Here is a 21036-nt window from a genome sequence, read left to right on the forward strand (position 1 = left end):
TGGCGCGCCCGCCCGTCGCTCGTCGTCACGCGCGACGCGTCGCTTGCATCCGCCCCGCACACGTTCCGCGCGCCGCCCCCGTCACCCGACCACGACCTGCTGCCCCGGATCGATCTCGCCCGGCTTGCTCGCCAGGTTCCGGTTCAGTTGCAGGATCTCGTTGAGCGCGACGTCGATCCGCTGACCGTCCGACATCCGCTGCTGCTGGTCGGCCGGCACGTGTGCCGCGGCAAGCAACGATCCTTCGTGACTTTGCGCGATCGTCCACAACGAATCGCCGGCCGCCACGGTCACCGTCAGCGGCGTGGGCGCGGGGCTCGGTGAACCCGTCGAAGGCTGCGCCGGTTGCGATGGCGTACCCGACGGCTGCGCGCTCGCCGTCGCCGATGCCGTCGCCGATCCCGACGGTGTTGCCGACGCATTCGGCTGCACCGGTGCGCTCGTCGTGCCGGGCGACGGCGCAAACGACGCACCCGGCGTCGGCGCCCCGGCACTCGAACCCGACGGTTTCGGCGACGAACCCGGCGCCTTGTGCTGATCGTCCGACGCGGTTGCCGACGTGTACAGGCTGATCCCCTGCATGACCCCGAAGATCGCCACGGGCGCCAGCGCGATGCCGGTCGGCAAGCGCTCCATCCACGGCGTCGCGTTCGGGAAATGCGAATGCAGCCGCCCGGCGCCGAGCAGCGCGCCGGACATCGCGGTCAGCGTGCCGGTCACCGGATCCACGGTCAGCGCGGTATGCACGCCGGTTGCGATGCCGACCGCCGAGGTCAGGTAGTCGCCGGTCGCGCTCGCGATCCGCGCCAGCTGGCTGCGGTTCTCGGCATTCACGCCGCGCAGGCTGCCCTTGTAAACGATGCCGGTATAGACGGCGCTGAACGCGCCGCCGATCGCCTGTCCGCCGGCCAGCAGGTCGCCGTGCGTGATCGCCCTGAACGCATTCATCGTGATCGAACCGCCGTAGCCGCCGAGCGCCAGCACGCGACCGACGCGGCCGACCGAATGGCGCGGGCTGCCGTGATGCAGCAGCTTCAGCGACGTCCCGCCGACCACGCCCTGCATCTGCGCGAGCATGTCGGCGGCGATCGCCTTCGTATGCGCGACGGTATCGTCGAACGACAGCATCCCGTCGTCGTTCAGCGCGCGCAGCTGGGCGGCCATCGCCTTGCCTTCGTGCGCGATCTGCTCCAGCTGCGCGCCGCGTGCGTCCACGTCGAAGCCGTTCGCCTTCAGTTGTGCCTGCAGCCCGCGCACGAGCCGGTCGACGACGCGATCGAACACGCGCGGATCGCCGTTCTTCAGGCTGGCGACCGCGCCGTGATGCAGCGCCTGGAACACGCGCCCGACCCGCAGGCCCGCATACAGCGAGTTCGTCGCGGTGCGCACCGACTCCCGGCCGACCGCGACGAGCACGCCCGCGCCGGCGCCGCCGGTCACGGTGGCCGCCGCGATGTCGCCGGCGATCCGCCTGGACGATGGCGGCGGCGTGTTCTCGCCGATCGGTTCGTCGTGCACCCGCAGCGCATGCAGTTCCGCCTGCGCGCGCTTCGCGTCGGGAATGTCGACCTTCGCGAGCTGCGCCGCTTCCCGGCGGCTCGTGCCGATCGGCTTGGTGCCGTCGTTGATCAGCGCCGGATCGTGCACGACCGCGCGCCAGTGGTCGAGCGGGTCGGCGGCGGCCGGCCGCTTGCCGGTGGTCACCCGGTCGGGCACGCCGGCGCCGTAGTCGGCCAGCCAGCGGCCGCCGAACCTGCGTGCGCCCTCGTCCGTCCCGGTGCGCGGCGGGTTGCCGTCGGCGTCCCACAGCGGCATCGCATGCTCGATCGTCGCCTTGCGCGCCTGGTTCAGCCAGACGGTCGTGTTGCCTTCGTAGAGCTTCTGGCGCAGCGCGGCGATGTCCGCAGGCGTCATGCCGTCCGCGGCGCCGAGCCGCTCGACTTCCGCGAACAGCAGCTGATGCTGGTTCGCCAGCGTCTGCCGGTCGACCCGCTCGAACACGCGCGTGAGCGCATCGGCGCCATGCAGGCGATCGATGATCTCGGGCCGGTTGCGGTTCTCCACGATCAGCTTGGCGAGCGCGCCGGTGAGATCCTGGTTGCCGATGAAGTCCGCGCCGTGGGTGCCGTACGACAGCCCCATGTGCACCCATTCGAGCCCCTTGTGCTCGAGCACCGCGCGCAGCAGCTTCTCGTGTCCGCCGCCCGGCACCGATTCCGGCACCGCGTCCCAGCCGTGGAACGTGACCATCACGTTCGGCGCCTTCGTGTCGGGATGCGCGTTCGACCAGCGTTCGAGGGCGGTCATCACACGCACGTAATCGTGATACGTGTCGTTGGTGCCCGACTGGAACCGGTAGTCGGCGCCGGACACGAGCGCGCGCGACGGCGCCGTCTCGAGCCGGATCGCGAAACCGGTGCGCGCGGCCTCGTCGAGCCAGCGATGCAGATGCGCGAGATCGTCGAGCGCGAGCGCCTTCCCGTCGGAGCCCGGGGCCGGATGGATCATCCCGTTCTCGCCGTCGAACACGGCGCGCTTCTGGTCGCCGAGCGCGCGCACCGCGCGCAGGAAATCCGGATCGTGCGCCTTGCCGAGCACCGCCGCGAGCGAATGCGGATCGATCACGAGCGTGACGACCGGCATCACGCCGCCATACCGCTCGACGAGCGCACCCATCAACGCCGGATCGTCACTCAGCGAGAACGAGCGCGCCATCGGCACCATGCGATCCTGCAACGCTTCGCTCGAGCGCGTGAAGATCTGCCGGATCCGCTTGTCGGCGACGGTCGCCGCGCCCAGGTTGCGCGTCCGCGCGCGCAGCTTGCCCGGCACCGGCAGGAACCGCGATGCGGACGTCGACACGTCGCGCGCGACGTACAGCTTGTTGAGCAGCGTGCGCCACATGCCGACGTCGACCATCACGGCCTGCGGCTCGCCCTTCAGCACGAGGTTCACGTCGCCGGGCCGCTGCGCCTGCTTGTTGTACGCCTCGATCTGCTGGTGCGTCGCGAAATACTGCTCGGGCTTCGCCGCGCCGTGGCGCAGGCTGAACTCGACGGAGGTCGCCGACGACAGCCCCGGCTGGTACGGCTCGATCGACAGCGGCTCGGGCGCGGTGCCCTTGCTCCCCAGGCGCCGCAAGTCGGCGAGCACCTCGTTGTAGCCGTGCCGCGTGCGCGCCGCGAGCGCGCGGAACGGCGCCGAGTGCAGGCCGCGCGCTTCCGCCGCCTTCCATTGATCGTGCAGCGCCTTCGCGCGCGCCTCGAGCGCGGCGACGCGCGTCGGCCGCGCGCTGGTCAGGAAATCGCGCGGCGACAGTTGCGTGAGCAGGAAATGCACGTCCGTGCCGAAGCGATCGTTGCCGATCGGCATGGCGTCGAGCGGCACGCCCGGATGGTTCTTGTTGCTGACCTGCGGGATCTTGTCGAACCAGCGCATCTCGCCATCGCGCTCGGCGATCACGCCGAGTGGATCTCCGAGCGCCTCGGCCACCGCGCCGTCCGTCCTGAACACGTAGATCACATGGCGGCCGCCGTCCAGCGCGCCGTTGCGGATCGCGGTCAGCAGGTGCGACACGCTGTTGCCGCTGAAGTCGACCGCGTTGAGCGCGGACTGGTCCGACGGCAACAGATGCGGATCGACCGGCGCCAGCGGCGCGGCGTTCGCGTCGTCGCCCTGCTCCGCGCGCGCCAGCGGCCGGCGCACCGGCACGATCGACTGGAACAGGTCGCCGGCCGAGCGGATCGGTTTCTTCTCGACGGCCGGCGCTGCCTTCGCCGGCCGGAACCCGCCGATGCGGTCGACGGTGGCCGGCGCCACGTCGCTGACGACGAAGCGGATCCCGCGGCGCGGCGACCGGCCGACCGGAATGCCGCCGCGGCGGCGGCGCCGGAACACCGTGCGCAGATCCTGCTCGGGGATCTCCGTATCGCCGAGCGACGCCTTTTCGAAATATTTCCACTCGTGATTCGTGTTGCGTTCCGCATGGCCGAGCACCTTGCCCGTCTCGTCGTCGACCACGTGAATCCAGCGCTGCGCGCCGGAGACCGCACGCACGGCCTGGCGCGGCCGCTTGAAGACCGGCGCGTCCTGCAGCTTCGACACGTCGCCGGCGAGCGTCGTCTCGATCGCATGGCCCGACGCCGTCACGTCCCACGACGTCTTGCCGTCCGGCGTCTCGATCTTCGACGGGCCGCCGAACGCCACCAGTTCGTCATGCGCGATCGGCGACACATGGAAATCGAACTTCCCGCGTGCGCGTCGGCCGCCGCTGTTGGCATTTTCCAGCGCCTTGGTGAGCGCGGGCGGCACGCGCTTGCCGTTCAGCATCCGCACCGGGCCGAGCGCGCCGTTCGCGTCGGTCTCGAGCACCGCGACGAAGGCCGGCGGCGTATAGGCCGCGGCGCCGTCGGGCGGCGTGTGATGCGCGGTGACCAGCACATGCGCGTTGGGGCCGAGCTGCCGGGCGAGTCCGTCCAGCGTGGGCGCATGCCGGCCGTCGACACGCTTGAGCGTGCGGCGGCCGAGGGTGTCGAGCCAGTCGGCGGCGCGCGCCTGATGTTCCGCCTCGACCGCGGCGGCACCCTGCGGCGAGGCCGGGGCGGCTGAATGACCGGAAACGGTAGCCGGGGTCACTGCAGCGGACGGGTTGCTTGCCGGTTCGCCGGCCGCGCTCGCCAGACGGCCGGCCGGCCCCGCGTGGCCGAACCTCGGCCAGGTCGGGTTGCCGTCGACCGCGCCGAGCGCGCGCGTCCCGCCGGCATGCACGGCCGCATAGCCTTCCGGCAAGCCGGAACGATCGACGCCGACGAGCCGGTACGACACGTCGCCCGTCGCCGCATCGCGGGTGCGCACGACGTACATGTCGACGCCGGCCGGCTTGAACAGCGAGCCGCCGTCGGGCGTGGTGATGCGCAGCGCACTCGCCGGATCGTGGCCGAGCGCCGACAGCAGCACGACGTCGGCCGGTGCGGCGGCCTCGACCGCGGCCAGGTGCGCGGTGGCGCTGGCCGCGACGCGTTCCGCCGGCGTCAGGTCGCCCTGCGCGAACGCGGTGTCGTCCGGCAGCGCATCGGCCGGCACGTACGCGTGATTGCGCGGCCCGGCTTGCGCCGCATCGAGCGCCTGCCCGAGATCGTCGTGCGCGACCGTCGTCACGCCGTCCGGCAACGCGCGCCGCGCTTCGGCGGCCGTGCGGCCCGTCGCGTGCGCTGCCGACGCCGCGGCGTCCGGCACCGTGCCGCTGAACCGGAACCAGCCCGCCTCGGGATCGAGCGCGCCGAAATCGGTGCCGCTGCCCAGCACGATGCTGCCGTCGCCCGTCACGAATTCGACGCGCAGGTTCGTCAGGCCGGCCGCGTCGAACGCCTGCATCACGTCGTCGATCACGCGGGTCGGCTCGGGGCCGTCGAGGAAATAGCTCGGCCAGTGCTGGCTCACGGTGCCGCCGGCCTGCGTCACGCGCGCGGCATCGCCGATCACGCCCGGCCGGCCGGCCAGCGCGCTGCGGAACGGATGGTCGAGCGTGACCGATTCGAACGTGCCGTCCGGAATCGGCGTGAAGTCGTAGCCGGGATCGGCGAACGTCGGATCGGGCACGCGCGGCACCGTCGGACGCGCCGGCCGCTCGGCCCGTGGCGGCGGCGCCGTATGCGCGGCGCTCGGCGCCGGTTCCGCGTCCGGTCCGGCGGGCAGTGCCGGGCGGCCTGCTCGCGCGGGATCGCCGACGAAGCGCTGCATCGGCAGGCGATCGCTGTCGACCTCGCCGGTCCGGCGCGTCACGCGCACGGTGGCCGAGCCGTCCGGCTTGACGAGCAGGATGTCCTGCGGCGCCCAGACCGACGTCGGCTGCCCGGTGAGTTCGGACAGGCGCTGCGCGAGCGCGGCCGCGAACGTCCCGCTCGCGGCCCGCACCTGGCCCGGCGCGACGCGCAACGGATCGTGCTTGTCCGACCCGCCGAAACAGGAATACAGCGTCACGTCCTGCCCCGCCTCGAGCTGCGGCGCGACACGCTCGGCCACCTCGTCCGGCGTCACCGGCCGGCCGTCCGGGCCGAGCATCGCATCGGCCGACATGCCGTGTCCGAACACGACGTGATGGCCCGGCGGCGACATCAGCCCGCGCGCGCCGACCGGATGCAGCGGGTCGTCGGCCGGCATCAAAAGCGTGTCGGCCGGACGCAGGAATTCGGGGTGCTGCGTTGCGTCGACGCCGGTCACGTCGTCGAAGCCCGGTTGCAGTACCGACTCGCCGCGAATCGTCGTCGTCATCACGCCGTCGTTGGCGATCGCGCGGTCCGTATAGACGCGGCTGTTGTTCCGGTACGTCTTCTGCGGAATCCCCGACAGGCCGTCGTCGGCTTCGGCCTCGGCGGCCTGCTCGGTGCGCGCGGCCCACTCGTCCGCCGTGAAAATCTGCCCCGGCGCGACGTCGACGACCGGAACCGGCTCGTCGACGGGCGGCTCGCCCGCATCCGGCTCTGGTGCGAGACGCGGATGCGCCGGGGGCTGCGGCTGGGCCGGCCCATGTGCCGTCGCGCCCGGCCGCGCGGCATCGCCCGGCGTGCCGGTGTTGCCGCGCGGCCCGCTGTCGGCGTCCGGATCGATCTGCGCGTCGATCGGGCGCACCGGTTCGACCGGCGCGCCGTCGTACCCGTGCGCCACCGTGCCCGGCACGGGTTCGCCGCGCCGGGCGAACACCAGCGGCGGTTCGCTCGCGTCGGGCGCCTCCGGGACATGCAGGTAGAGCCGCGTCGACACATCCGGATCGTGCGCCGGCACGACGATGTCGTCGCTGTTCGGGTGCAGTTCCAGCGCGCCGGTGCCGCGTATCGAATTGGACGCGATCGACGCGATCACGGGCACCTGCAGTTCGTACGCGAGCTCCTGCGCGAACGGGTAGCCGCCGGAGCCGAGATAGCAGCCGGTCAGCAGCACGCCGTTGCCTTCCGTGTAGGCCGGATCCTCGAGCAGGCTGCGCGCGAATTCCCTGGGCGACATCGTGTTGCCGTCTTTCGTGATGGCGATCGCGCTGTCCCAGCTCACGTCGCGCGGCTTCGTACCATGCGATTCGGCGATGTCGAAGCCCGACACCTTCAGGAACTGCCGCGCGGTCGCGTGGCCCAGCAGGTTCACGACATTCGAGCCCGGCACCGGCCGCAATTCCAGCGGATTGACGCGAACCGGCTGCGCGCGGCCGGGCGAGAACTTGCCGTTCACGTCGGGTTCGATCTGGAAGCGCGCGAGCCGGCGGCCCGGATCGGGGATCGCGCGCCGCCAGCCGGCCGCGTCGTCGTCGCCGAGCCGGCCGAACACCGGCGCCTGGATCAGGTCCGCGAATTCCTGCAGCAATTCGGGATCGGCGCCGCTGTGCGGCCCCTCCAGCGCGATCGGCGTGCCCGGCGTATAGCCTTTCCACGCCAGTTCCTCGAGCGCGTGGGTCATCTCGAGCGCGCTCGCCGGGCGGCGGCTGCGCGGATTGATGACCGCGCCGCCGCGATTCGTCAGCACGCGCCAGACGTAGACGCCGAGCGGCACGCGCGAGTCGCCCGACGCGCCGCTGGCGCCCCAGCGATTCGACACCGGGCGCGGCGCCACGGTGCTCCAGTCGACCGCGTGCGCGCCCTGGTCGATGACCGCCAGCGCCGGCGAGAAGCGGTAGGTGCGCGGCGCATGCTGCACCGAATGGTCCGGCTTCCCCGCGAGGCTGGGGGCGCCGGGCTCCACCACGATGCCGGTCGTATAGCCGGAGTCCGGGCTGCCGTCGCTGCGATAGCGCGGCGAACGCCACGCGACGAAGCCGCTTGCGCCGTACACGTCCACCCCCAGCACGTTCGCGAGCAGTTGCGCGAGCGGGCTCACCCGCGTACCCGCGCCGCATGCATAGAGGATCACCGGCGATTTGCCGTCCCAGCCGCTCTGGCGCACCAGCTCGGCCAGGTCTTCCGCGCTCATCGGCTTGCCGGTCGCGCTCGCGAACGCGTCGGACCACGCATGCGCGTACACCGCGAAGTAGCCGGGCGGCACCGGCATCAATGGCCGCTCGCCCGCCGGCAGCCGGTTCTCGGGCTGGTGCGGATGGTTCGAATAGATCGCGAGGTCGGCTTCGCGGCGCGGATACGCGCCCCATTGCGTTTCGTCCATGCCGGGCGGCGCGTTGATCACGTCGACACGCCGGCCGTCCTCGCTGCGGATCAGCGGCTTGGCGGGATCGAACCCGCGCGGGTACATCACGCGCAGCGTGCGATCGTACGCGTCGTTCATCGACAGCATCAGCGCGTCGCCGGCGTCGTTGAGCCCGACCCGGGCGACCACCGCTTCGGGCGGCACCGTACCGTCCGCGGCGAGCGCGCCGTGGTCGACCAGCGCGACCTGATAGCGGCCCGCCGCCACGCCGCCGCGGGCGACCATCATCGCATCGTGGAACGACGCGTAACGCGTGACGCCGATCGTGCCGTCCTCGCTGGAGGCGGCGGCCGCGAGCTTCACCGGATCGTCCCCGGCCGCCGCGCGCCGCGCGTCCGCGTTCGCCGCCCGGATGTCGTCTCCCAGGTTGCCGCGTTCGGTCGACGGGAGTCCGTCTTCGTCCGGCTTGCGCACGTTCCCTTCGCCGTCCTCCAGCGCGTACACGTAGTATTCGACGTCCTCGAGGCGGTTGCCGCTGTCGAGAATCGACCCGACCACGCCGGCCAGCGCGTCCGGATCGGCCGCCACATGCGCGGGAATGGGCCACGACGCGGGGCGTCCCGCCGTCGCCGGCGTGCCGGCCCCGGCCGGCGTCGCATCATCGCCCGCGATCGCGGCGGCAACGGCCGGCGTCGCTTCGCCATCGATCCCTTCGGCATCGGGCGCGAGCCGCAGCAGGATCGCGTCGCCGTCGTCCGGCGTGCCCTGCGTGCGGCGCGCGCGCAGCCACGCGGTGAAGCGCGACCGCAGCCCGCCTTCCGCCGGCGACACCGGCTCGCCGTCGCCGGCGGGCTCGCCGAAGCTGGCCGCCTGTTCCTCGGCGTGCTGCCAAGGGTTGCCGATCTCGCCGACCGCGAGGCGCTGGTTCGCCAGCCCGTTGGCGAACATCGCGTTCGCCACGTCGATCGTGATCGGCCGCTGCGTCGCCGGCGGGGCCGGCGTCTTCGTGATCGCCCGAATCGGCCGTTCCATCAGCGTATGCGAGCCGAGGCCCATCTGCGCGACGCCGATCCCGAGGTTCAGCAACTGCTGCGCGCGATCGGAATCGGACATCGCGTCCCAGTTCTTCACGAGCGACACGCCCTGGTCGACCATCTGATAGCCGCCGATCGCGCCGCCCGTGACGTTGAGCACGCCGGCCGTGCGGCCCGTCGTCTGCGCGACCGACTGGAACGCGTCCGCTTCCTGCGCGAAACGGCCGAGACCGGCCACGTCGGCCGTCACGCCCTCGCCGCGCGATGCCAGCGTGACCATGTCCGAGACCTGGCCCGTCGTGCGCAGCAGCGACGACGCCTCCGCGAGCGACTTCGCCGCGACGCCGAGCCCGCCGCCCGCGATGCCCGCGCCGCTGCCGATCAGGCTGATCCAGTCGCCGCGCGCCTGCGCATTGCCGAAGCCGATCGACTGCCCGTGCTCGCTCAGATTGTTCAGGTCGCCGATCGCGGCCGGCACGCCGACCGCCATCCCGGCGCCGACCGCGGTCCACGCGGCGCCGAGCATCAGGCCGCCGACCGGCGCACCGATGCCGCTCGCGACCAGCACGACACCGCCGGCCGCGGCGAGAATCCCCGTGCCGATCTCGAGATAGTGTTCGACGTGCTGGTACCACTCCGTCTTGTGCGCGTCGATCGATTCGTATTGAGAGTAGCCGCCGGACGCCGCGCCGTTCGTCAGGCTCTTCGGCACGTACAGCTTGCCGTCGTCCGACAGCGCGTTGTTGTGCTGGTAGTCGTCGACGGTGTCGTACTTCCAGCCGCGATCGTCGATCAGCTTGAACTGGTCCGGATGGTTCGCGACCTGCACCTTGAACAATGCGCTCGGCGCGGTACCGGTCCCCTTCGACACGTAGTAGATCGGCACCAGCGACACGACCGCGTGGTCGCCGCCGACCTTGCGGATCTGGTCGACGACGGTCTGGATCATCTGCGTCGCCGCCGAATTCCTCGCGTACAGCGACCGACTGTTGACCGCCACACCGTTCTGCAACTGCCCGTTGCCGACGATCAACTGCTCGAGCATCGCCATCGACGGCACGTCGTTGCGGTCGGTCGGCGTCGCGGCCGGGTCGTCCGGCTGGATTCCGAGCCCCGCGCCGACGAAGTTCGTCATCTGGTCGGAGCCGGTGGTGAACGTGTAGGACTTGTCGTCGAAGTTCTTCTGGAAGTCGTCGAAATACGCCTTCAGCTGCTTGTCCGGATCGGCCTGGAACAGCTTGTAGCTGGCGTTGGCGGCGTCCTTGTTCTGCTTGTTCTGCGCACTCTTGGTGCCCTGGTCGTAACGCAGCTGGAAGTCGTTCGCGAAGCCCGCCTGGAACCGGTCGTCGTTCTGCATCTTCGACAGCAGCGCCTTCGACAGCGCCGGATCGACACCCGACGACAGCGCCTCGCGCACCGTGTCGAAACCGTAGCCGGTGTTGCTGCCGCGCAGCGTGTAGATCAGCGTCTTCGCGTTGCCCTTGTCGTTAAGCAGCCAGTTCGCGACGTCGTCCTCGCGCCGCACGGGCACGCCGCTCGCGCTCGGCTGCTGGTCCGCCAGCCCGACCGCCTTGCTGAGCCCCTTGTAGAACTCGGTGCCTTGCCCGTACGGCTGCGGCGTGCCCGTGTTCGTCTGCATCCACTTGTTGCCGAAATCGTGCTCGACGGTATCGAGCACGACGCCCGCGAACTCGGGCGGCGCATTGTTCAGGATGTCCTGCATCCACTTGCCGGCCTTGTCGGCGTTCATCGTGTCGTCGTAACGCGCACGCATGCTCGCCTGATCCGTTGCATCCGCATCGGGCTTCTGCATCAGCGGATCGATCTGCGAATGGATGAACTTCGCGTCGAAATGCGGCTGGCCGGCCTGGGTCCACAGCGTCTGGCGCTCGTCGAGCGAGAACGACGCGTCCATGTTGGTCTTCAGCACCTGGAGCGCCGCGCCGGGATTGCTGCCCGGGCCTTGCATCAACTGCGCGACCTGCTGCTTCGTGTACTGCAGCCGCACCTCGGGCGCCGCCGCAAGCAGCGTCTGGATCTTCTGGTAACCGGGATTGTTCTTGTCCGCCTGCGCCTGCGCCATCGCGTACGCGAACACGCCGCCCGCCTGGTCGATCTGCGCGTTCAGCGCCTTCGCGTCCGCGTCGCTCTTGCCGTCGGTGCTCACCGGAATGCCCGTCAGCTTGACGAACGCTTCCGCGAGCGGATTCTGCAGCGCGAGCGCCTTCTCCTGCGGCGACAGCTTCGGATCGTTCGGATCGACGGTCACGCCGGTGTCCTGCAACAGCGCGAACGTGACCGGATCGGATTGCGCGAGCTGCTTCATCTGCGGCGACAGCGACGGATCGTCGGGATTGATCGTCGCGATCGTGCGCTTGAGCTGGCTTTCCTCGCCCAGCGCGTCGACGAGGCCGGTGTACCACATGCCGTCGTGATTCTGCTTCACCGACGCGACGACCTGCTTCTGCTCGTCGGCCGTCACGTAGGTCAGTGCGGTGTCGTCGCCGCCCGTCACGACCTTGTCGTACTGGCTCTGCGCCTGCGCCAGCGCCTGCGTGACGTCGGCCTCGTCGGCACGACGCAATCCGCCCGGCTCCTTCTGCCACGCCGCGTAGTCGGCCTTCGCGTCGTTCAGGCGCAGCGTCGCGGCCGACGTGCTGTACTCGTGGCGCAACGCGGTGGTGAGGGCCGTGTAGGCGTTGTTGGCATTCGTGTCGGCCGTGCCGGCCGCCTGGCGAAGTTGCACGCCGGTGTCGGGATCGGCGCGCCGGATTCCGCCCGGCAGCGCGTCGTACTGCTTCACGTCGGCGTTCGCGGCCTGGTCCTTCTGCATCGCCAGCGCGAACTGGAACGCCTTCACGTTGGTCGCCCGCTCGGGCGCCGATTCGGCCGACACCGCCTTTTGCGCATCGTCGAGCACCGAGCCGAGCACCGGATCGTTCGGCGTCGCATTGCGCAGATCCGAGGCCACGCCCGCGATCGCCTTGTTCGTGTCGCCGCCGCCGTCGGCCGCGACGCGCATCTGGTTCTCGACGGCCGCCTGCACCGAGCCCCATGCCGCTTCGGCCTTCTTCACCTGGTTGTCGAGATCGGCCTGCGACGCGCCCTGGTCGTGCAGGCGCTTGAGCGTCGCCATTTCGGCCTGCGCGAGCTGCAGCAGGCGCTGCGTCTCGGCCTGTGCGGCCGCGAGGGCCTGCTGTTCCGGCGTCTGCGCCGGCGGGGTGCTGCCGGCCCCGTTCGTCGGTGCCGGATCGTTGTCATCCTGCGGCTGCGGCACGTTCACCGGTCCGCCCCCGCCCACAGCCATCAACACCATGTCCGTTCTCCCGCGGCATGCGTGACGTGCCGGCACAGCGGCAGGCGGGCCACGCGCAATGGTCCATTGTGCCGAACGGGCGCACGTGAAAAAGCCGCGCATTACGTAGTCGCCGGGCCGGTTGCGGCAGCGCGGGAAGACCCGCGCTACGAACGCAATCAACCCGATGCCGCGATTCGGTCCTTGCCGCTTCGGGCGGAAAATTTTGCTGGTTGCCGCGCATCGGGTCAGAAATACACGCTGCCGCCAACCGGCGACACACGACCTTTCGCGACGCGTCACCACCCCGCCGCGCTCCGCCGCCTGCTCCTGACCGCGCCGACGCTCACGCTGAACCGCCCCGGCGCTGCCGAATCGTTCCGCACGCGCGATGGCCGTATTTCGCGCAGATTCGACCGAAACACCCCGCGTCGAAACGCCGCGATTCCACGCGATCCCGCAGAGGACCTTTCCTGTGCAGCGCCTTAATCGCCGGTCGCACGTTCTCCAATAATGCCCACTCGATCCGTCGGCCCGCGCGCCGATACGACCCACCGGCGATCGGGCCGGAGACCAACGAAAAAAGTCATATGCATTCCTATAAAACAACCAAGCCCGCCGGCGCGCGCGTCGCCGCGCCGCTTGCCGCCCGCCGCGGCCGTCGTACCGGTGCGCTCCCGCTGAGCGTGATTGCCGCCTGTGCGGCCGGCTTCCTGATTCCCTGCGCCGCGCGAGCACAGAGCAGCGTGACGCTGTACGGCCTGATCGATACGTCGATCACCTATTCGACCAACCAGCGTACGCAAGGCGCCGGTTCGCCGGGCAGCGGCAGCGTCGCAATGACGAGCGGCGCGTTGAACGCGTCGCGCTGGGGGCTGCGCGGCCGCGAGGATCTCGGCGGCGGGACGGCAGCGGTCTTCACGCTCGAGAACGGCTTCTCGGGCACGACCGGAAAGCTGTCGCAGAAAGGCGTCGACCTGTTCGGCCGTCAGGCGTGGCTCGGCCTGAGCTCGCGGACGGCCGGCACGCTCACGTTCGGCCGCCAGTACGACCTGATTCTCGATTTCGTGACGCCGCTCGGCGCGTCGGGCCCCGGCTGGGGCGGCAACCTCGCGGTGCATCCGTACGACAACGACGACTCGAACCGCAACCTGCGCATCAACCATGCGGTGAAGTACACGAGCCCGACGTATCGCGGGCTGACGCTCGGCGCGATGTTCGGATTCTCGAACACGGCCGGCGCGTTCTCGAACAACGCCGTATGGAGCGCGGGGCTCGGGTATGCGAACGGGCCGCTGAAGCTCGGCGCCGGTTACCTGAAGATCAGCCGCGACCGCAACGCGCCGAATCCGGACGGCGCACTGAGCACGCTCGACGGCTCCGCGACGATCACGGGCGGCAACCAGCAGATCTGGGCCCTGGCCGGGCGTTATGCGTTCGGCCCGCATTCGGTCGGTGCCTCATGGTCGCACTCGGCCACCGACGGCGTGAGCGGCGTGCTCCAGGGCAGCGGCATCACCCCGCTGAAGGGTGAATCGCTCGTGTTCGACAACTTCACGGTCGACGGCCGCTACTTCGTCACGCCGGCGTTCAGCGTGGCCGCCGCGTACACGTACACGATGGGCCGTTTCGACACGCGCACGGGCCAGACGCGCCCGAAATGGAACCAGGTGGTCACGCAGGCGGACTACGCGTTCTCGAAACGCACGGACGCGTATCTCGAAGCCGTCTATCAAAGCGTGAGCGGCGGCAACGGCAACCCCGCGTTCAACGCGACCGTCTGGACCATGACGCCTTCGGCCAACAGCAATCAGGTCGTGGTCGCGCTCGGGCTGCGGCACAAGTTCTGAGTGCGCCGGCGACGCGCGACACGCCCGCACCGGAAAGGCGCATCACGCATGCGCGGCGCATGCTGCGCGCGTTCGCGCAAGCAAGAATGCGTCCTGCGTCGTTTCCGCGCGAAAAAGACGAAGAAACTGGTCACGCTGTGACATTTTTCCTAATCTTGTTGCAGCGGCGCCGTGCGTCGGCGTCCGGCCGAGACAATCTTTCATCCGGCACGTCGCCGGCTTACGAAAGCGCATCGCGCACGGAAGCCGGCGCTTTCATGTCGTCTCGCCGCATGCGTGACGCGGCAGATCGCCCCACCACGCTTTCCATGCAGTCAACCGCAGGAGACGCACGATGAGCAAAACGAACCGATTCGCGGTCATTGCGGCGTTCGCGCTGCTGGCGGGTTGCCACCACGCGGCGAAAACGCCCGAGAATGCCGAGATGGCGCCGGCGCCATCGAGCGAAGCGGTCGCCACGGTGGCGGCCGACGATCTCGACAACCCAAACAGCCCGCTCGCGAAGCGCAGCGTCTACTTCGATTTCGACCAGTACTCCGTGAAGCCGGAATACCAGACGCTGCTGCAGGCGCACGCCGACTACCTGCGCAGCCATCCGTCGCGCCGCGTGCTGATCCAGGGCAACACCGACGAACGCGGGACGTCCGAATACAACCTCGCGCTCGGCCAACGCCGGTCGCAAGCCGTGATGGGCGCGCTCGAAACGCTGGGCGTGCAGGCCACGCAACTCGAAGCGGTCAGCCTCGGCAAGGAAAAGCCGGTCGCGCTCGGCCACGACGAAGATTCGTGGGCGCAGAACCGCCGCGCCGATCTCGTCTATCGTTGACCGGATACCGCCGCGACGGCGACATTCCGGCCCCGTCCTCCCGTTACCTTTCATGCGGCGAATCGCCGGGGCGCCCCGGCTGCGTGCTCGTGCTCGTGCTCGTGTGAGCGCGTGCGCCGCTGCGCGAGCACGGCGCCGCCCGACGCGCGTGCGCCCCGCGCGCCGATTCGTGTCGCTATATGCCGCGACGCGCCGATACCCAAAAAACATGGAATAAACCGCCTGACGGAGACGTTTCGTCATCGCGCGGTCGCCGGTTCACGCGAACCGCCCTGCCGCGCGGCCTGCGCGGTCCAAGGAGAGTGAAATGAAATCGGCAAGATTGGCCGCGGCGCTCGTCGCGGCGCTGATGCTGGTGCTGTCGGCGGGATGTACGTCGTCGGGCGGCGGGATGTCACAAGGATCCGGCATGAGCCGCTACGGCGGCGCGGGCGGCAACGGAGGGGGTAGTGGCGGAGGAGGCGGCGGCGGCTACTGAAACACCGCCTCCCGGAATCGGGCGAGGCATCGCGCGGGAACACGGCCGGGAACCGGCTGCGTTGCGCGCGACGCCCCGCCCTGCCGCTCGACGGCTCAACGCATGGCCTTCACGTCGGCCGGCGTAACGCTCGCGGGTTGCCCGCCCCATGTCGCACGCAGGTAGTTCGCGAGCTGCGCGAGTTCGTCGTCGCTCAGCGTGTGCGAGAAACCCGGCATCGGCTGCAGGTTTTCGTAGCCGGCAAACTTCTGCTCGTCGACGCCGTCGAGCATCGCGACCAGCAGGTTGCGCGCGTCGCCCTGACGCAGCGTCGAATTGCCGTTCATCGGCACCGCCACGTGCGGCTTGCCTTCGCCGTTGAAGCCGTGGCAGCCCGCGCACACCGCGAGATACACCGAGCGGCCGGCCGCGAGCTGCGCGGCGTCGGCCGACACCGGCTTCACCGGCTGCGGTGCCGGCGGCGTATCGCCGAGCAGGTACACGGACAGCGCGCGCAGGTCGTCCTTCGCCAGGTACTGCGTGCTCAGGTGCACGACCGGATACATTTCGCCGAACGCCGAGCCTTGCGGCGCGATGCCGACGCCGAAGAACGTCTGCAGGTCGGTGCCCGTCCAGCCGCGCGCGGCGAGGCCGGCTGGCGTGATGTCCGGTGCGGCCACGCGGCCGAGCGCCGCGCCCGCGAACGGCTTCGCGCCGTCGAGCTGGCCCGTGAACGCACGCGGCGTGTGGCATTCCGCGCAGTGGCCGAGCGCGCCCGCCAGGTAGCGGCCGCGCCGCCAGTCGGCGGACTGGCCGCGCGACGCGTCGGGCAGGCTGTCCTTCAGGAACACCATGTCCCAGAACACCATGCCGAAGCGCAGGTTGTACGGGAACTTAAGTGCGTGCGCGCGGTTCTCCTGCGCGACCGGCTTCACGGTCCTCAGGTACGCGTACATCGCGTCGCTGTCGGCGCGCGTGAGCTGCCGGTACGACGTGTACGGCATCGACGGATACAGCCGCTTGGCCGGAGCCTTGCCGTCGTGCAGCGCGGCGTAGAAGTCGTCCGCGCTCCAGCTGCCGATCCCGTGATCCTTGTCGGGCGTGATGTTCGAACCGTAGAACGTGCCGAACGGCGATTCGAGCGGCGCCCCGCCGGCGAACGGCGCGCCGTCCTTCGCGGTGTGGCACGCCGCGCAGTCGGCGGCCTTGACGAGATAGCGGCCACGCGCGACCGGGTCGGCGCCGGGCGCGCCGGAAGCCGCGTTCGAGGCCGGGGCGTCGTGGCCGCCGCAGGCGGCGAGCAGCAGCGCGCAGGCGGCCGCGAGCGCGGGCAAGCCCGCGGCCCGCGCGGCACGATGGGCGAATGTGCGTTTCATGCGGCGTCCTTCACGAGTCCCGGCGTCGTCAGGATCACGTCCTTCACGGCCTGGTAGTAGCGGACGTAACCCGTGCAGCGGCAGAGGTGCGCGTTCAGCGCGTCGGTGATCGTGCGCTCGACGTCGGCCTTCGCGACCGGCTCGCGCGTCAGCCGCTCGATCAGCACCGTCGCCGCGTTGACGAAACCCGGCGTGCAGTAGCCGCACTGGAAGCTGAAGTGCTCGAGGAACTTCTGCTGGATCGGCGACAGTTCGACCACTTCGCCGGCTTCGTTGCGCTTCGCGTGGCCTTCGATCGTGCGGATCGAACGGCCGTGGAAGAAGTGCGCGCCGGTGATGCAGGTGCGCATTTCCTCGCTGGTGCCGTCCGGCTTGTCGACGATCACGACGCATGCGTGGCAGATGCCCTGCCCGCAGCCGAGCCGCGAACCGGTGAGGCCCGCGTACTCGTGCAGGAACTCGATCATCATCAGCCCCTCGGGCACCTGCATCGGGCCGACGGACTTGCCGTTGATCTTCAATGACAGCGGCTTCAGCTGAAAGCGCACGAGCGGACGCTCGACGGCGGCCGGAGCTGCGGCGGATACAGCCGATGCAGCCGGCACCGCAGCGGATGCGGATGCCGGCGCGGCCGAAGCCGCGTTCGGCACGGACGCGGCGGTCGCGGCCGCGCTGGCGCTCGCGGCCGACGCGGCGGTTTGGGCGGTCGTCATGCGAGCACCTCCTGAATCTTTTGCGGGGTCACCGGCAAGTCGGTGAAACGATGGCCGATCGCGTGCGCGATGCCGTTCACGATCGCGCCGACGACGGGGATCATCACCACTTCGGCGACACCCTTCGGCGGATCGGTCTCGGACAGCGGCGGCAGGATGTCGCCCGTCTGCGACCACACGGCGACGTCGCTCGCGCGCGGCAGCTGATAACGGTTGAAGTTCCACGTGCCGTTGCCCGGGCCGTCTTCGTAGAGCGGCAGGTACTCGTGCAGCGCATGGCCGATGCCCATCGCGAGGCCGCCCTGCAGCTGGCCCGACACGAGCTGCGGCGAGATCTGGTTGCCGCACTCCATGATCGAGTGATGCGTGAGCAGCTCGACCTTGCCGGTCGCTTCGTGCACGGCCAGCTCGACGATCGTGCCGACCGCCGTGTAGTACGTGACGGCCGCGTTGTTGCGGCTCGTCGGCGGGATGAACACGCGCTTGCGGTCCAGTACGCGATAGCCGTTCGCGGTCGGCGCCAGCGTGCCGCGCAGCGCGGTCGCGCCGGCCGGCGCGACGGTGCCCGGCAGCGGGCCGTCGGCGCCCGTCTTCGGCGCGCCGACACGCAGCGACAGCCCGTCGATCGGCAGACGCTCGACCGCGCCGCCCACGTCGAACTCGGCGTCGGTCCATTGCCAGCGGTTGAACACGTGCACGACGGCGCCGGTCGGCAGGCCGAGCGCATGCGCCTGCTTCGCGAGCTGCTCGAACGTCAGCGGCTCGAGGCCGTCGGCGCTCAGCTTGCCGTCGACCCAGCGCGCGTCCTCGATGCGGATCGTGTACGGCGCGGCCTGGCCGCCGCCGAGGCCGCGCGTCCAGATCGACATCGCGGCCGGCCACAGCCCGTAGCGGAACACCGCGCGCGCGGCTTCGCGCGTGCTGTGCGTGAAGTAGTACGCGGAGTTGGTCGCGCTCGACGGCGACGCATAGCCCGGCGACCAGCGCGGATTCGCGCTCAGCCGATCCTGGTCGGCCTGCGACATCAGGTACGGATCGCCGCTCGTCTCGACCGGCAGGTCGGGCCATTCGGTCACCGCGACGCGCACCTCGGTCGCCGGGCGGCCGAGCCACTTCGCGACCGCGACGGCCTGCGACGTCGACATCCCGGAGCCGATCTCGGCAGCGGTGTGTTGCAGCGACACCTTGCCGTTCTCGTCGAATTCGACCTTCGCGAACGATGCCTCGGCGCCCGTGCCGAAGTCCTTCTGCACGCACGCGAAGCCGACACCGTAGCGCTTGCCCGGGTTCGCGGCCTCGAATTCGGCCTTGCGCGCCGCGCGACGCGTCCACAGCGGATGCTGCCTCGCGCGTTCCAGCACTTCGTCGACGCGCAGCGCGCCGGCGGGAATCGCGCCCTGGGTGTTCTTCATCCCCGAACGCAGCGCGTTGCGCAGGCGGAATTCGATCGGATCGAGGTTCAGTTGCGCGGCGATCTCGTCGACGGCCATCTCGGTCGCGGCCATGCTCTGCAGCGTGCCGTAGCCGCGGGCGGAGCCGGCATCGATCGCGCGCGACGCGATCGCGACCGCCGCGAGGTCGCTCTTCGGGAAGTAGTAGATCGATTGCGCGGCCGTCGCGCCGACCATCGCCACCGACGGCGAGAAATTCGAGCGCCCGCCGCCGTTCGCCTCGAAGTCGCCCTTGAACGACTGCAGCAGGCCCGTGTTGCGGTCGACCGCGATCCGGTAACGCATCCTGAACGCGTGACGCTTCAGCGACGTCTGGAACTGCTCGTAGCGGTCGTTCGCGAACCGCACGGGGCGGCCGTCCGCGTACAGCGCGCAGACGAGCCCGTAGAACGGCACGTTGAAGTGATCCTTCGAACCGTAGCCGACCGTGTAGCACGGATGCACGAACAGCTTCTTCACCGGGAAGCGGCATTTCGCGACCATCGCGGCCGCGTTTTCCGACACTTCGAGCGGCGACTGGGTCGGCACGACGAGGTGCAGCGACTGCGTCGCGGCGTCGTACCAGCAGTTCGCGTTGTCGGGTTCGAGCGCGGCGGTGTCGACCGACTGCGTGTTGTACTCGCGGTCGAACACGAGCCAGTCGGCCGACGGATGGTCGAGTTCCGCGGCGATCTGGCCGGCGAGAAACATCCCCTGCTCGTCGAGCTTGCCGTGCTCCTTGCCGTCCGGCCAGACCGGCAGGTGCTTGCGCATCATGCTCGGGAAGATCGGCGCATCCTTCAGGCTCGAATAGACATCGTCGTCGTAGGCCGTCTTGCCGCCCACCCGCACGTAGCGGAAGGTACCCCACGGATCGCGCTCGAGCGGGCCCGTGACCGCGCCGTAGCGGATCACGTCGTCGCGGAACTTGAGCGCGTTCTTCGCGAAGCGGAAGCGCGCGAAGTCGTGGTAGATCAGGATCGCGACCGCATGGCCGAGATACGCGGGCGTCTTGCCGGCGGGCAACAGCATGTCGTCGCCGTAGAACGTCGGGAACGCGACGCCGTCGCGCGCGAGATCGTCGGCCGTGACCACGCGGTCCGGCTTCAGCTCGTCGCCGAGCAGCGACAGGTCGAAGCCCTCGTAGGTGCGGTCGGCCTGCGTGACGCGCAGGATCAGCGCGTGCGACTGCTGCTGCGGCCAGTGCGGCATGTCGGCCGCGCGCACGTCGCGGGCGAACACTTTCGAGCCCGTGACCTTCGCGATGCCGTCGATGCGGAATTGGGGGATGCCGGTGACGCTATCCCATTTGACGGGAGTGAGGAGTTTTTCTTCGAAGAGCGCCGCGAACGCGCGGCTGCCGATGGGCGCGACGTAGACCGCGACGCCCGCCAGCACGCTGGCTTTCAGAAAACCCCGCCGTGACAGGCCGTGGTTTTTCATTGGGGGGAACCTCCTGATGCGGCTCGGACGGCGATCGGGTGTCGCGGCGTTCGGAGCGGCGCGCATTCTGGCATTGTTTTTGATATATCGCCTATAGTATTTCTCGCATGAATTGCTTATTGGATTTCTTATAACGGGATTCGGACGAGCTGCGGCGCGCGGTCGCGGGCGGCACACGCGTGCGACTGCACGGTGTCGCGCCGGCCGCATCGGTGGCTGCCGGCCGATCGTGCGCCATCGGCGGCCCGCGTGCGGCGCGGGCTGAAACCGGTCCGCGCGCGGCTGCCCGAGATCGTTCCGTCGGCAACGATCCTGCCTGCGCATCGGTGAATCCGCAAGATGCGCGCGAACGAGGTTGACGACGACGCGCCGACGTCCCCGCACGGCACGCGCGGCCGATGTTTCATGTTAATGTCGTGCGCATCCGGTTCGCCGGCCATCCCGTGCCGGGCGGGGCGGCCGGCGGTGCACCGCATCGTGTCGAGGTC

At 70.1% G+C, this 21036-nt stretch carries 7 protein-coding genes; 3 read left to right on the forward strand and 4 right to left on the reverse strand.

Going from position 1 to position 21036, the window contains the following annotated elements; translation table 11 throughout:
• Positions 1-81: 81 nt before the first annotated feature.
• A complete protein-coding gene (locus tag DIE17_RS14200; protein ID WP_124921060.1) occupies positions 82-12474 on the reverse strand; it encodes an LWXIA domain-containing protein in 12393 nt (4130 codons plus the stop codon).
• 569 nt (positions 12475-13043) lie between these two features.
• Here DIE17_RS14200 and DIE17_RS14205 point away from each other — a divergent pair.
• The 3 genes from DIE17_RS14205 to DIE17_RS37435 all read left to right on the forward strand — a co-directional run bounded on the left by DIE17_RS14205 (position 13044) and on the right by DIE17_RS37435 (position 15607).
• Positions 13044-14303 carry a porin gene (locus tag DIE17_RS14205; protein ID WP_124519407.1) on the forward strand — a complete coding sequence of 420 codons (1260 nt, stop codon included), beginning with the start codon at positions 13044-13046 and terminating at the stop codon, positions 14301-14303.
• Between the two features lie 334 nt (positions 14304-14637).
• Positions 14638-15129: a peptidoglycan-associated lipoprotein Pal gene (gene pal, locus DIE17_RS14215; protein WP_124484754.1), complete on the forward strand. Its 492-nt coding sequence runs from the start codon at positions 14638-14640 to the stop codon at positions 15127-15129.
• Positions 15130-15436: 307 nt separating this feature from the next.
• Entirely contained in the window at positions 15437-15607 is a 171-nt protein-coding gene (locus DIE17_RS37435) for a hypothetical protein (RefSeq protein WP_185500360.1), read from the forward strand.
• Positions 15608-15702: 95 nt separating this feature from the next.
• Here DIE17_RS37435 and DIE17_RS14220 read toward each other — a convergent pair whose 3' ends face one another.
• From DIE17_RS14220 to DIE17_RS14230, 3 genes are read right to left on the reverse strand one after another with little or no spacing between them, the layout of a single operon-like run.
• Positions 15703-16962, reverse strand: a complete 1260-nt coding sequence (locus DIE17_RS14220) for a cytochrome c (RefSeq protein ID WP_124921062.1) — start codon at positions 16960-16962, stop codon at positions 15703-15705.
• Positions 16959-17675 (reverse strand): (2Fe-2S)-binding protein, encoded by a 717-nt coding sequence (locus DIE17_RS14225; protein WP_124666824.1) that lies wholly within the window; start codon positions 17673-17675, stop codon positions 16959-16961. Before DIE17_RS14225 ends, DIE17_RS14220 begins: the two co-directional genes overlap by 4 nt.
• Entirely contained in the window at positions 17672-20548 is a 2877-nt protein-coding gene (locus DIE17_RS14230; protein ID WP_124921063.1) for a xanthine dehydrogenase family protein molybdopterin-binding subunit, read from the reverse strand. The genes DIE17_RS14225 and DIE17_RS14230 overlap by 4 nt, the downstream gene beginning before the upstream one ends.
• Between the last annotated feature and the right edge of the window lie 488 nt (positions 20549-21036).

The organism is Burkholderia sp. Bp9099, from assembly GCF_003857805.1.
Taxonomy (GTDB): Bacteria; Pseudomonadota; Gammaproteobacteria; order Burkholderiales; family Burkholderiaceae; genus Burkholderia.

Coding starts and splice junctions, on each gene's coding strand:
- DIE17_RS14205 (WP_124519407.1), top strand. CDS start 13,044: ATGCATTCCTATAAAACAACCAAGCCCGCCGGCGCGCGCGTCGCCGCG.
- DIE17_RS14200 (WP_124921060.1), bottom strand. CDS start 12,474: ATGGTGTTGATGGCTGTGGGCGGGGGCGGACCGGTGAACGTGCCGCAG.
- DIE17_RS14230 (WP_124921063.1), bottom strand. CDS start 20,548: ATGAAAAACCACGGCCTGTCACGGCGGGGTTTTCTGAAAGCCAGCGTG.
- DIE17_RS37435 (WP_185500360.1), top strand. CDS start 15,437: ATGAAATCGGCAAGATTGGCCGCGGCGCTCGTCGCGGCGCTGATGCTG.
- DIE17_RS14220 (WP_124921062.1), bottom strand. CDS start 16,962: ATGAAACGCACATTCGCCCATCGTGCCGCGCGGGCCGCGGGCTTGCCC.
- DIE17_RS14225 (WP_124666824.1), bottom strand. CDS start 17,675: ATGACGACCGCCCAAACCGCCGCGTCGGCCGCGAGCGCCAGCGCGGCC.
- pal (WP_124484754.1), top strand. CDS start 14,638: ATGAGCAAAACGAACCGATTCGCGGTCATTGCGGCGTTCGCGCTGCTG.